At 44.9% G+C, this 13,869-nt stretch carries 7 protein-coding genes, 3 tRNA genes and 3 rRNA genes; all 13 read right to left on the bottom strand.

The genetic code is table 11. The features are described from left to right. Nucleotides 1-32: 32 nt before the first annotated feature. The 13 genes from NQ560_RS00145 to NQ560_RS00085 all read right to left on the bottom strand — a co-directional run bounded on the left by NQ560_RS00145 (nt 33) and on the right by NQ560_RS00085 (nt 13,861). Nucleotides 33-2,921 (bottom strand): 23S ribosomal RNA (locus NQ560_RS00145). Between the two features lie 227 nt (nt 2,922-3,148). Continuing rightward, nucleotides 3,149-3,221, bottom strand: a tRNA-Ala gene (locus NQ560_RS00140). Nucleotides 3,222-3,260: 39 nt separating this feature from the next. Beyond that, a tRNA-Ile gene (locus tag NQ560_RS00135) sits at nt 3,261-3,334 on the bottom strand. Nucleotides 3,335-3,422: 88 nt separating this feature from the next. Then, a 5S ribosomal RNA gene (gene rrf, locus NQ560_RS00130) occupies nt 3,423-3,540 on the bottom strand. A gap of 119 nt (nt 3,541-3,659) precedes the next feature. Beyond that, a 16S ribosomal RNA gene (locus tag NQ560_RS00125) occupies nt 3,660-5,190 on the bottom strand. The 16S, 23S and 5S rRNA genes sit together here with 2 tRNA genes alongside, the layout of an rRNA operon. 529 nt (nt 5,191-5,719) lie before the next feature. Then, complete coding sequence (locus tag NQ560_RS00120; protein ID WP_005334644.1) at nt 5,720-6,808, bottom strand: AAA family ATPase; 1,089 nt, start codon at nt 6,806-6,808, stop codon at nt 5,720-5,722. Between the two features lie 155 nt (nt 6,809-6,963). Then, a tRNA-Ser gene (locus NQ560_RS00115) sits at nt 6,964-7,051 on the bottom strand. Between the two features lie 68 nt (nt 7,052-7,119). Continuing rightward, the gene (locus NQ560_RS00110) at nt 7,120-8,034 is read right to left on the bottom strand and encodes a YitT family protein (RefSeq protein WP_005334645.1); all 915 of its coding nucleotides are present in this window, start codon (nt 8,032-8,034) and stop codon (nt 7,120-7,122) included. Between the two features lie 26 nt (nt 8,035-8,060). Next, nucleotides 8,061-9,437: a metallopeptidase TldD-related protein gene (locus tag NQ560_RS00105; protein WP_005334646.1), complete on the bottom strand. Its 1,377-nt coding sequence runs from the start codon at nt 9,435-9,437 to the stop codon at nt 8,061-8,063. Then, nucleotides 9,431-10,813, bottom strand: a complete 1,383-nt coding sequence (locus NQ560_RS00100) for a TldD/PmbA family protein (protein WP_005334648.1) — start codon at nt 10,811-10,813, stop codon at nt 9,431-9,433. Before NQ560_RS00100 ends, NQ560_RS00105 begins: the two co-directional genes overlap by 7 nt. A gap of 83 nt (nt 10,814-10,896) precedes the next feature. After that, complete coding sequence (locus NQ560_RS00095; protein ID WP_005334650.1) at nt 10,897-11,874, bottom strand: ABC transporter ATP-binding protein; 978 nt, start codon at nt 11,872-11,874, stop codon at nt 10,897-10,899. Next, the gene (locus tag NQ560_RS00090) at nt 11,874-12,896 is read right to left on the bottom strand and encodes an ABC transporter ATP-binding protein (RefSeq protein ID WP_040015604.1); all 1,023 of its coding nucleotides are present in this window, start codon (nt 12,894-12,896) and stop codon (nt 11,874-11,876) included. The genes NQ560_RS00095 and NQ560_RS00090 overlap by 1 nt, the downstream gene beginning before the upstream one ends. A gap of 17 nt (nt 12,897-12,913) precedes the next feature. Continuing rightward, a complete protein-coding gene (locus NQ560_RS00085) occupies nt 12,914-13,861 on the bottom strand; it encodes an ABC transporter permease (RefSeq protein ID WP_005334655.1) in 948 nt (315 codons plus the stop codon). Nucleotides 13,862-13,869 lie beyond the last annotated feature (8 nt).

Raw genomic sequence — 13,869 nt, 5'->3', positions numbered from 1 at the left:
AACTTTTTAACATCTTTACCTATCCACCTTACTTGGTTATGCCCTCGACCTATTAGTAACAGTCAGCTCCATGTGTTACCACACTTCCACCTCTGTCCTATCTACCTCGTCGTCTTCAAGGGGTCTTACAACTTGCGTTGGGATATCTCATCTTGAGGGGGGCTTCACGCTTAGATGCCTTCAGCGTTTATCCCGTCCCGGCTTGGCTACTCTGCTATGCTCTTGGCAGAACAACAGATCAACCAGCGGCCAGTCCATCCCGGTCCTCTCGTACTAAGGACAGCTCCTCTCAAATATCCTACGCCCACGCCGGATAGGGACCGAACTGTCTCACGACGTTCTGAACCCAGCTCGCGTACCGCTTTAATGGGCGAACAGCCCAACCCTTGGGACCTACTTCAGCCCCAGGATGCGATGAGCCGACATCGAGGTGCCAAACCACTCCGTCGATGTGAACTCTTGGGAGTGATAAGCCTGTTATCCCCAGGGTAGCTTTTATCCGTTGAGCGATGGCAATCCCACTTTATACCACCGGATCACTAAGTCCTACTTTCGTACCTGCTCCACCCGTCGGTGTCGCAGTCAAGCTCCCTTCTGCCTTTGCACTCTTCGAATGGTTTCCGACCATTCTGAGGGAACCTTTGAGCGCCTCCGATACCCTTTCGGAGGCGACCGCCCCAGTCAAACTCCCCACCTGACATTGTCCCCCGACCTGTTTAAGGCCGCTGGTTAGAAACCCAGTACTGCAAGGGTGGTATCCCAACAGCAGCTCCACGGCAACTGGCGTCACCGCTTCAAAGCCTCCCACCTATCCTGTACATGCAATACCGAATCCCAGTATCAAGCTGGAGTAAAGCTCCATGGGGTCTTTCCGTCCTGGCGCAGGTAACCAGCATCTTCACTGGTATTTCAATTTCACCGGGTGCATTGTTGAGACAGTGCCCAAATCATTACGCCTTTCGTGCGGGTCGGAACTTACCCGACAAGGAATTTCGCTACCTTAGGACCGTTATAGTTACGGCCGCCGTTTACTGGGGCTTAAGTTCAAAGCTTCGCTTGCGCTAACCTCTCCCCTTAACCTTCCAGCACCGGGCAGGCGTCAGCCCATATACTTCACCTTTCGGTTTTGCATAGACCTGTGTTTTTGCTAAACAGTTGCTTGGGCCAATTCTCTGCGGCCACCTCTCAGTGGCACTCCTTCTCCCGAAGTTACGGAGTCATTTTGCCGAGTTCCTTAACAATGCTTCTCCCGTCGGCCTTAGGATTCTCTCCTCATCCACCTGTGTCGGTTTACGGTACGGGCGCGATACAAACAATAGCGGCTTTTCTTGACGCATGGCTCACACTCTTCCCTACTCTTAATTCGGTACGCATCACATCTTCGGATTGCCGTACGGATTTGCCAGTACGACTCCTACCTTGCTTGCGCCGGGCTTTCCATTCCCGGCTTGTGCTCTCCACACGTGTCCCCACAGTTCTGTTATATCGCGGTACAGGAATTTCAACCTGTTGTCCATCGGTTACGTCTTTCGACCTGGCCTTAGGCCCCGACTTACCCAGAGCAGATCAGCTTTACTCTGGAAACCTTAGATATTCGGCCGGAAGGATTCTCACCTTCCTCTCGCTACTCATTCCGGCATTCTCTCTTCTATACAGTCCACAGCTCCTTATCGGTACTGCTTCTTCCCGTATACAATGCTCCTCTACCAATGTACAAGTACATTCCTGAGCTTCGGTAGTGTGTTTCAGCCCCGGACATTTTCGGCGCAGGACCTCTCGACTAGTGAGCTATTACGCACTCTTTGAATGTATGGCTGCTTCTGAGCCAACATCCTAGTTGTCTTCGAAATCCCACATCCTTTTCCACTTAACACACATTTTGGGACCTTAGCTGCAGGTCTGGGCTCTTTCCCTTTTGACTACCCAACTTATCTCGTGCAGTCTGACTCCCATACACCATCTACGCGGCATTCGGAGTTTGATATTCTTCGGTAAGCTTTGACGCCCCCTAGGAAATTCAGTGCTCTACCTCCGCAAGACTTGTATGAGGCTAGCCCTAAAGCTATTTCGAGGAGAACCAGCTATCTCCGGGTTCGATTGGAATTTCTCCCCTATCCACACCTCATCCCCACCCTTTTCAACGGATGTGGGTTCGGACCTCCATTGCCTTTTACGGCAACTTCATCCTGGACATGGATAGGTCACCCGGTTTCGGGTCTACTCCGACTGACTCTTCGCCCTATTCAGACTTGGTTTCCCTTCGGCTCCATCCCTTAAGGACTTAACCTCGCCAGCCAGCGTAACTCGCCGGACCGTTCTACAAAAAGTACGCGGTTCCACATTTAAAGTGGTTCCACAGCTTATAAACATATGGTTTCAGGTTCTTTTTCACTCCCCTCCCGGGGTCCTTTTCACCTTTCCTTCACAGTACTATGCGCTATCGGTCACTAAGGAGTATTTAGCCTTACGGGGTGGTCCCCGCATATTCAGTCAAGGTTCCACGTGTCTCGACCTACTCTGGATACCGCCATGCCAATCGACCTTTCACTTACGGGGCTTTCACCCTCTCTGGCCGGCCTTCCCAGGCCGTTCTGTTAAGTCTTTTGGATCAATTCCGCGGTCCGAACCCCGGAGTGCACGCACTCCGGTTTGGGCTCTTCCGGTTTCGCTCGCCGCTACTTCCAGAATCACATGTTGTTTTCTCTTCCTCCGGCTACTTAGATGTTTCAGTTCACCGGGTTCCCCTCCTAACGTTATGTATTGGCGTTAGGATACCTGAGGTTTGCTCAGGTGGGTTTCCCCATTCAGAGATCTCCGGATCATAGGATATTTGCTCCTCCCCGAAGCTTTTCGCAGCTTATCACGTCTTTCATCGGCTCTTAGTGCCAAGGCATCCACCATACGCTCTTATTAGCATAACCAACTTGCTCTCATCCACGGGAATGAATGATTGCTTACACATGCATAGCGTTGCATGCGTTGGCTTCTAGGTCAATTTTTTGAATTCGTTTTCTTCGAATTGTGTAGTAATTATTACTCTGTTTATAACAATTACCTCGGATGTCTTGATTAGATATTTAATATCTTATCTATATTTCTTATATGCAATTTTCAAGGTACATGACTGATGATTTTTTCAATCATCAAGTGGAGAATACGAGATTCGAACTCGTGACCTCCTGCTTGCAAGGCAGGCGCTCTCCCAACTGAGCTAATCCCCCATATTTAATTTTCTCAACCTATGAGCTTTTTCAAAGGTCTGGGCTTAAGTGGACTCGAACCACCGACCTCACGCTTATCAGGCGTGCGCTCTAACCAGCTGAGCTATAAGCCCATCTTAAAATTTGGTTGTTCGCTTCCTGTTGTCAGCGAACGACTTAAAAATATATTCGTTCATTTTCAATGAACTCATTATTTTTATAGTCTGGCAGCCACCTACTCTCCCATACCGTCTCCAGTAAAGTACCATCGGCCGCTTAGGTCTTAACCATCGTGTTCGGGATGGGAACGGGTGTGTCCCCTAAGCGCATCGCCACCAGAAATACTTATTAAGCTTTTTACAGCCTTAATAACTAAATAACAGACAACAACCCTTACTTTTTCCGTTTTAGTTGGATTGATTCGGCTGCTTTGCAACCTACTTTATCCATCTTCCTTAGAAAGGAGGTGATCCAGCCGCACCTTCCGATACGGCTACCTTGTTACGACTTCACCCCAGTTATCGGTCCCACCTTCGGCAGCTCCCTCCTTTCGGTTGGGTCACTGACTTCGGGCGTTACTGACTCCCATGGTGTGACGGGCGGTGTGTACAAGACCCGGGAACGTATTCACCGCAGCATTCTGATCTGCGATTACTAGCGATTCCAGCTTCATGTAGTCGAGTTGCAGACTACAATCCGAACTGAGACGTTATTTTTGAGATTTGCTCGGCCTCGCGGCTCTGCCTCCCTTTGTTTACGCCATTGTAGCACGTGTGTAGCCCTGGTCATAAGGGGCATGATGATTTGACGTCATCCCCACCTTCCTCCAGGTTATCCCTGGCAGTCTCTCCAGAGTGCCCATCCTAAATGCTGGCTACTGAAGATAAGGGTTGCGCTCGTTGCGGGACTTAACCCAACATCTCACGACACGAGCTGACGACAACCATGCACCACCTGTCACCGATGTTCCGAAGAAAAGCTTCCATTACGAAGCGGTCATCGGGATGTCAAGATCAGGTAAGGTTCTTCGCGTTGCTTCGAATTAAACCACATGCTCCACCGCTTGTGCGGGTCCCCGTCAATTCCTTTGAGTTTCATTCTTGCGAACGTACTCCCCAGGTGGACTGCTTATTGCGTTAGCTGCGGCACCGAATAGCTTTGCTACCCGACACCTAGCAGTCATCGTTTACGGCGTGGACTACCAGGGTATCTAATCCTGTTTGCTCCCCACGCTTTCGAGCCTCAACGTCAGTCATCGTCCAGTAAGCCGCCTTCGCCACTGGTGTTCCTCCTAATATCTACGCATTTCACCGCTACACTAGGAATTCCACTTACCTCTCCGACACTCTAGCTGCACAGTTTCCAAAGCAGTCCACAGGTTGAGCCCATGCCTTTCACTTCAGACTTGCACAGCCGTCTACGCTCCCTTTACACCCAGTAAATCCGGATAACGCTTGCCCCCTACGTATTACCGCGGCTGCTGGCACGTAGTTAGCCGGGGCTTCTTAGTCAGGTACCGTCATTTTCTTCCCTGCTGATAGAAGTTTACATACCGAAATACTTCATCCTTCACGCGGCGTCGCTGCATCAGGCTTTCGCCCATTGTGCAATATTCCCCACTGCTGCCTCCCGTAGGAGTCTGGGCCGTGTCTCAGTCCCAATGTGGCCGGTCACCCTCTCAGGTCGGCTACTGATCGTCGGCTTGGTGGGCCGTTACCTCACCAACTACCTAATCAGACGCGGGTCCATCTCATACCACCGGAGTTTTTACCACTGTACCATGCAGTACTGTGGTCTTATGCGGTATTAGCAGCCATTTCTAACTGTTATCCCCCTGTATGAGGCAGGTTACCCACGCGTTACTCACCCGTCCGCCGCTCAGTCACAAAAGTCTTCATCCGAAGAATCAAACTTAAGTGCTTCGCTCGACTTGCATGTGTTAAGCACGCCGCCAGCGTTCATCCTGAGCCAGGATCAAACTCTCGTTTAAAAATCTTAATTCCGATTTGACTCGGATTTAAAATCAAAGTTCGTTCCAGGTCAAGAAAACTACTAGCTTTCTTATCCCTTTTACTGTTTTAAGGTTGACATTGTTATTCAATGTCCGTTCTGAATTTTCTCTTAAAGAATCTTCAGGGTTGTTGTCTATTATTTAATTATCAAGGTTCTTTTTGTTGTCGCCTCAGCAACAGCTCATTTATATTATCACATTCGCAATCGCTTGTCAACAACTTTTTTATTTTTCTTTTTTGCTGTCCGTTTTGATCGTCTCTGTCGTTCGAAACAGCTTATCTAGAATATCATAATTATTAACTCTTGTCAATAACTTTTTTATTCTTTTTTTTGATTCTTAAGAATTGTTTTCTCGCGAATCAGCTTAGTTATAATATCATTTGGACAACCATATGTCAATACTTTTATTCATCTTTTTTTACATCTTTTTCTCATTAATTTTTCGCATCTATACTTAGTGTTTACACGCATATAACATACAAAATATAGTGCCCATTATTACAATCTTATCTATAATAAATAGGTCCCATTATTTTTGCCAGATTCTCTGCTTTGATGTTCTTTATGATATTTCCTTCTACATAATATAAACTAATAACAGATTCACACATTTTCCGGCAGATCCTTTCAAGGTCACGGACACCTTCCTCCGGACACAGTGCAATCAATTCTTCTATTGCATCTTCCTCAATATCTACCTGCTCTATTTGATACTCCTTGATCAGTTTTGGCCAAATGTATCCTTTCACAATTTGCTTTTTGTCTCTTATCGTATATGGAGGTAATTCTACAATGTCCAGACGATCCTGTAATATCGGCGACAACGGTTCAAGACTATTAGCTGTTGCCACAAAAATTACATTTGACAGATCCAGCGGAAATCCCAGATAGTTATCTACAAATTTTGAACGGTCACTGTCTAATATGTCAAGAAGTACATTTTCCGGGCAGCCATGTTCGATGGAACTCCCCATTTTGTCAATTTCATCCAATAAGATCAATGGGCAGAAGCTTTTCCCATGTACCAGAGCATCCACAATCCTTCCCGGCTTGGCATTATTGAATACTGTCTGTGTTCCTCGTAGAAATAATGCATCCGAAACACCTGCCAGTGATATTTTCACACAAGGTCTTCCCATCGCCTTTGCAATCGAAACTGCAATGGATGTCTTGCCTACTCCGGGAGGTCCGGCAAGCAGCATAACTGCCCCGTAGTTCTTTCCAAGGTACTTCTGGCAAGCCATATAACGTAATACCTTCTCTTTTACCTCCAGCATAGCATAATGGGAACTGTCCAACATCGTCTTGGCTTCCATTAACTCAATCTTTGGAACCTTGAACTCAGACTCCCATGGAAGATTCAGCAATGTAGATATATATACTTCTTTCATGTCTGTCGGATCCATATCTATCAGGAAATCCTGTATTTCTTCCGGCATCCGTGCAAATACTTCCGGACGGATTCGTTTCTTCAGACGGAATTTGAGCTGATCATGCTTTTCTTTTTGTAATACTTCTTTTGTCTTTTCCTCTGGAAATGTATTCTCTTCTACCTTCTCAAGCCGAAGCATGCGTCCAAGTTCTTTATCATCCATACTTTTTCTCCATTCTCTGTTTCTTATACATCTTTCCTTCTATACGTGTAGTTTATTTAAAAAGATAGTACCCCAGGCAAATGTAAATTTCAAGTAGCGGTCTTTGCTTAGAACGAAAAAAAGAGATTTGGAATTTCTTCCAAATCTCTTACCTACGGAGAAAGAGGGATTTGAACCCTCGCGCCGGTCACCCGACCTACACCCTTAGCAGGGGCGCCTCTTCAGCCTCTTGAGTATTTCTCCAGCAAAAATGATTATACTAGAGGTTTACCCTAATGTCAATCATTTTTTTATTTTATTTTTTCAAACTCTTACTTCACATTTGCACTGGCACTATTTTCTTCGCTCTGAGTACTCTTGTGCTCTTTTGTCAATGAAAATCCACGACCGCTGACTTCTCTGACTTCACTTACGATCACAAAGCTTTCCGGATCAATATTCTTTACAATACGCTCCAACTGATGCAGTTCACGATTTGACACAACAACGAGAAGCACCTGGCGGTCTTCCTGCGAATATCCACCTTCTGCACGCAAAATTGTAAGTCCCCGGTCCAGATGCCCGATAATCGCCTGGCGGATCGGCTCCGGATCTCTGCTGATGATCTTAACCTCCATTTTAGAGCCGCCAAGGAGCAATACCTTATTCAGCACTGTTGTATAGGTTATAACAAGAATAACTCCATATAACAGCATTTCAGGCGGTATGAGGATAGCCTGGCCAAGCAGGATACATATATCAAATGCATTCAGGCTGACCGACACGGGTATCTTGAAATATTTATTCAAAATCAACGGCGGAATATCCATACCTCCGGTGGATGCTCCCATACGAATGACGCTTCCAAGCCCCACTCCGATTCCCAGCCCGGAGAATATCGTATTCAGCCAGATATCGTCTGTGAAATGTACATTTGCAAAGATCTGTCCGAATAACTCCAGGCAGATTGGATAAGTAAATGTACTTACAATAGTCGTAAATGCGAATTTCTTTCCAAGAAAAATAAATCCGACCACCAGCATCACAATATTAAATCCCAGCACGAACATCGAAACGGATAATCCGGTCAATCTGTTCACTAAAAGCGCAATACCTGTCGTTCCTCCGGTCGGCAGTCCTGACGGAAGCAGAAATAATACTGCGACCGCTGCGTACATAGCATTTCCAATAATAACTGTCAACAATGTTATTCCCCGCTGTAACATTGTCTGATTTTTGTTTTCCACAATTTTCTTCCTCCGAAATCACATACTTATATTCCGGATACTGCCAATTCTCCTACATACACTGATGGAGCAATTACACTTGCGCAATCCGGATATGTAGATATGTAATCATTTGCGATTCCCTGAATCTGACCAAGCATGTCAAAGAAATTACCTGCAATCGTCACCTGACAAAATGCATCTGTTTCCTGGCCATTCTCAATCTTTCTTCCTTTTACAATTAATGAAAATGTCCCCGTCATTACATTAATTCCTGCAAATACACCATCTACATCGGTTACAAGGATACCATGACACATTTTTTTCTTCAAGTCCAAAATTGAGGATTCTGTTTTCTCACCCAGATCACATTCAGATTGCAAAATAACATTTGTAATCCCAATTTCCACATCAGATTTTGGCGATTGTTTAAAACCATTTCCTGTAGGTTCGATTTTTAATTTTTTCGCAAGTTCTTTATTTACAAGTTGTGTTTTAAATGTTCCTTCTTTTATCAGGTATTTTTCTTTCACAGGTATTCCTTCATCATCAATTCTACGGCATACTCTGCCCTCTTTCAAATCTGGCACCTCTTTTAATGAAACATTTGCAGATGCAATCTTATCACCCTCATGTCCTGCAAGCGCACTTCTTTCATTTTTAATCCGGTCTGCATAAAATGCCGGAATATACGCTTCCAGTAATTCTGCCATCACGGAGTTTTTCAAAATGACCGGATACTGCCCTGACGCAATCGGTTCTGCACCAAGGCCGGCTCTGGCTTCTTTAGCTGTCTCACACGCCAGCTTCTTTGCACTGTCATCTGCCAACTCACTCACATAACAGCATCCTCTGGCATAAGATGCCTGTCCATCCTTCTCCGCCTTTAAATCTGCACGGAGACTGTGGTATCCTGTAGCATCCATGAACCTCTTATCTCCCGGTCCCAATACATAAATCTCTTCCAAATATTGCTCATATCCAAGATAATCCACAAGGTCTATATTCGGGACCTGATAAGCTTCTTCCTTTGCCTCTGCAAGCTTTTTCATCACAGTCTCATGGTTCTCCCACATGAACTGCACTATTTCATCCTCTCCACATGCTTCTTTTGAATTCTCAGAATTATCCACATCTTCTTCATATTTTTCACCCAGAGATTCCATATTCTCTCTCAGCATTGTAATTAAATCTTCTGCTCCCGGAAGAGCTGTCCAGTAAGACTTTCCTTTTTTTCCGTCATGAGCAGCCTCGATTACATAGACTGCATCCTCGCTGTCCTGTTTTTTTACAGACTTGTGACCACGTACACTTGTTGTTCTTGACTTCGTATGAACGACCTGGAAAGAAATATGAGTATAGCCAGCTTTTTCAAGCTCCTCAGACAGCTTTTCTATTGTTTTTTGCTCTCTGCAATCTAACATATCTCGTCTCCTCCCACTGTCATCTCTGATACTTTTACGGTAGGCTGTCCCGCCCCAATATAGATAGCTCCGCTTCCTGCATAGCAGAACCCCTGACCAAGCTCATAATCCTTTCCTACCTGCTCGACTTTCTGAAGGATATCCCCTCCTGTTCCAATCAGAGTGGCACTGTGAACCGGCACCGTAATCTCTCCGTGTTCAATCAGAAATGTTTCTCCCGTATTAAAGTTGAACTCGCCGGTAATACTGTTGACCGAACCTGCATTGATACTCTTTACATAGATTCCACGGTCTACAGACGCAATCATTTTCTCTACGTCATCACTGCCCGGTGCAATATAAGTGTTGCTCATTCTTGCCACCGGCGCAAACCGATAGCTCTCGCGGCGACTGCTTCCATTTGCAGACAGACCAAGTTTCTTTCCATTCAAGCGGTCCACCAAATAATTCTTTAGGATTCCATCTTTAATCAGCACATTTTTTCTTGTCAATTCACCTTCATCATCGATATAGCCAGATCCCCAGCCATCACGAATACTTCCGTCATCAATTAGTGTCACTTTCTCAGAAGCGACTTTTGTACCTAATTTTCCTGAAAATTCACTTCCATTGTCAGAAACAGAAGTCGCTTCCAGAGAATGACCGCAGGCCTCATGGAAGAATAATCCTCCGAATCCATTAGCAATAATGACTGGCATTCTTCCTGTCGGGCAAGCTCTGGCTCCCAGACAGCGGATGGCGTTCTGTGCGACCTTTCTGGCACACTCTTCTACATTTATCTGTTTCAAGAACTCATAACCTCCCATTGCCCCAGGTCCATAATAACTCCGCTGCACGTCCTGGTCGTCACGGACAACCGCCTCAATAAAGAGTCTTGTCTTCATGCGGTGGTCTTCCATGTAGCAACCTTCCGAATTGGCAATCTGCACATGCTGATCCATATCCAAATATTTCAGATACATCTGCGAAATCTGACTACTATATGCACGTCCTGCTTTGTCGCATTTTTCCATAAGTTTCATCTTATCTTTGACAGAAGCACTTTGGAAATATTCTGTCGTGCTGTCATATATTTTCTGATCTGCAGACAGCTTCTCCCAGTCCGGTCTGACTGGTTCCCCTGCCTTCCAGTTTTCTTTTAACAGACGGAAAAGATTCTCTTCCCTCTCATCTTCTGTGTAGAAATATGCACACTGGTCGCCGGAAAATATACGGATTCCTACTCCCGATTCAATTCCTGCCAGTGCCTCTGACATATTTCCACCTGTCATGGCAAGCTGATTCCGTCGTGTATGCTCTGCGAACACTTCTGCAAAATCCCCTCCATGAGACATGATGTAGTCTATGATTTTATCTGTCATATTCTGACTGAGCATGTCTTTTCCTCCTTAACATGTTACATTCAGACCTTTTAGACATGGTCTGTTCAAAATAAATTTAAAAATTGTGAATCAAAATCTTATTTTTCTCCGGCTTTATCAAACAGATGGCACGCCACAAAATGCTCCGGCTCTACCTCTCTGAACACTGGGGGCTCCTGCGCACACCGCTCGGTCGCATATTTACACCTGGTACGGAATTTACATCCAGATGGTGGATTCAATGGACTTGGAACCTCACCTTCCAGTTTCGTCTTTTCCTTCTGGCTCTCATAATCAGGATCTGCTTCCGGGATTGCTGAGATCAACGCCTGTGTATACGGATGCTTCGGAGATGAATACAGCACTTCATTGCTTGCCAGCTCCACGAAGGATCCAAGATACATAACTCCGACACGGTCGGAAATGTGTTTCACCATGGACAGGTCATGGGAAATGAACAGATAAGTCAGTCCCATCTCTCTCTGCAATTTGATCAGAAGATTGACGACCTGTGCCTGAATAGAAACATCCAGCGCAGAGATTGGCTCATCACACATAATAAACTTCGGTTCTACCGCCAGCGCGCGGGCAATACCGACACGCTGTCTCTGACCACCGGATAATTCATGAGCAAAACGGTTGGCATATTCAGCATTTAAACCTACTTTATTTAACAGATCTGCGACTCTTTCATCCATTTCTTTCTGAGAAAGTTTCAAATGTACATGCATTCCTTCACTAATAATCTCTCCGATTGTCATACGTGGGTCCAGAGATGCATACGGATCCTGGAATATGACCTGAACATCCTTTTTGAAAGATAACAGTTCCTTTCCATGAAGTTTGGATACATCTTTTCCTTCAAAAAGAATCTTTCCCTTTGTCGGCTCATACAACTTGATAATCGTTCTTCCGCAAGTTGTCTTTCCACAACCAGATTCTCCAACAAGACCAATCGTCTCGCCTTTTCGAATCTTCAGATTAATTCCGTCTACAGCCTTTACGACCTTTTTCTTTCCTGCCGGAAAATATTTACAAAGGTCTTCTACTTCAAAGATATAATTATTCTGATCCATTATTTTGCCTCCTTATCATAGAAGGATTTTACCTTCGGTGCTTTTGGATGCTGCAGCCAGCATGACACCTTATGTGTATCACTTAAGGATGTCTCCATTGGATTTTTCTCTTTACAGATTCCCATGCAGTACTCACATCTGGATGCAAATGGGCATTCATGTAATGGAAGCAGGAGATCCGGAGGTGTTCCCTTTAACGCATATAATTCTTCTTTTGATTCATTGGTAACCTTTGGCACGGAACTTAAAAGCGCCCATGTATACGGATGTTTGCTTTCATAGAAAATCTCACGGGCAGTTCCTCTCTCTACGACCTGGCCTGCATACATAACCTGAATACGATCCGCAAAATTAGCCACAACACCAAGGTCATGTGTTACCAGAATAATAGCTGTATTAGATTTTTCTTTTAATTCGCGCATCAAATCCATAATCTGTGCCTGGATTGTTACATCAAGCGCAGTTGTTGGTTCATCTGCAATCAGAATTTTCGGATTACATGCAAGTGCAATGGCAATCATAACACGTTGTCTCATACCACCGGATAATTCATGCGGATAATTATCAATTCGAGATTCCGGGCTTGGAATCTTGACCATCTCAAGCATACGGATAGCTTCTTTTCTTGCCTCTGCCTTATTCATGTCACGATGAATGATCAGACTTTCCATAATCTGCTTACCAATGGTCATCGTAGGATTCAGTGAGGTCATTGGATCCTGAAAAATCATACTGATTTCGTCTCCGCGAAACTTATATAATTCTTTGTCCGTCATTTTCATGACATCTTTTCCATTACAGACAATCTTCGACTCCGGTTTAATCTCTGCGAATGGCGGTTTTAAAAGACGCATGACAGCTTTGGCCGTTACGGTCTTTCCACATCCTGACTCTCCTACGAACGCAAGCGTCTCACCTTTTTTTAATTCAAAGCTGACACCACGGACAGCTTTTACTTCTCCTGCATAAGTCTGAAAAGAAACATGCAGATTATCTACTTCTAATACTTTTTCATTTTCCATCTTCATCTACCTCCAGACTATTTTCTAAGTTTCGGATCTAATGCGTCACGAAGTCCGTCACCAAGCAAAGTAAAGCTCAGCATTGTAAGGGCAATCATAATTGCCGGGAACAAAAGCTGTGTTGGATAGAACATAAAGTTCTGCTGAGCGGCAGATGCAAGAGCTCCCCAGCTTGTCTGTGGCGGCTGGATTCCAAGTCCTACATAACTTAAGAACGCCTCTGAGAAAATGTATCCTGGAATATCAAATGTAATAGCTACGATAATCATACCGAGTGTATTTGGAATCATATGTTTCATAATAATTTTCATCGGCGATACACCGAGTGCATTTGCTGCAAGGACAAATTCCTGTGATTTCAGCTGAAGCATCTGTCCACGCACCAGTCTGGCAATTCCACACCATCCTGTCAGTGTCAAGGCAATCAGCATCGTTCCAAGACTCTTGCTGTCCGTCACTACAGAAATCAGGATAACAATCAAAAGATATGGAATACTTAAAAGAACCTCTACAATACGCATCATGATATCGTCCACAATTCCTCCAAAATATGCTGCGATACCTCCATAGATACTTCCGATCAAACTGGCTACAAGCGCTCCTGTAATACCAATCAAAAGAGAGACACGTCCCGCCTGCCATACTCTGGCAAACAGATCACGTCCAAGGTCATCTGTTCCGAACCAATGTGCTGCACTTGGTCCCTGATTGATTGCACCCGAATCAATTTTCTCATATCCATACCCACTGATGGCCGGTCCGAATATAATGAAAAATATAAGAACAAGAAGGATAATACCTGCCAGAAGCGCTACTTTATTTTCTTTAAATCTTCTCCATGCATCGGCCCAGTATCCGATTCTCGGACGAGCAGGAACCTCTTCATCTTTCTCAAGTCCGATGATTTCAAACATTTCATCTGGGATATTTTCTGTCATATCAAATGTATTCTGGTTTTCCATCATGTATCTTC

The sequence above is a fragment of the Dorea formicigenerans genome (genome assembly GCF_025150245.1).
Lineage (GTDB): Bacteria > Bacillota > Clostridia > Lachnospirales > Lachnospiraceae > Dorea > Dorea formicigenerans.
Note: the sequence above shows the minus strand (reverse complement) of the source record. Positions and strands in the feature narration are given on the sequence as shown.

What these genes read in the sequence shown, in the direction of transcription:
- NQ560_RS00120 (WP_005334644.1), bottom strand. Translation starts at nt 6,808, where the DNA reads ATGGATGATAAAGAACTTGGACGCATGCTTCGGCTTGAGAAGGTAGAA.
- NQ560_RS00105 (WP_005334646.1), bottom strand. Translation starts at nt 9,437, where the DNA reads ATGTTAGATTGCAGAGAGCAAAAAACAATAGAAAAGCTGTCTGAGGAG.
- NQ560_RS00100 (WP_005334648.1), bottom strand. Translation starts at nt 10,813, where the DNA reads ATGCTCAGTCAGAATATGACAGATAAAATCATAGACTACATCATGTCT.
- NQ560_RS00095 (WP_005334650.1), bottom strand. Translation starts at nt 11,874, where the DNA reads ATGGATCAGAATAATTATATCTTTGAAGTAGAAGACCTTTGTAAATAT.
- NQ560_RS00090 (WP_040015604.1), bottom strand. Translation starts at nt 12,896, where the DNA reads ATGGAAAATGAAAAAGTATTAGAAGTAGATAATCTGCATGTTTCTTTT.
- NQ560_RS00085 (WP_005334655.1), bottom strand. Translation starts at nt 13,861, where the DNA reads ATGATGGAAAACCAGAATACATTTGATATGACAGAAAATATCCCAGAT.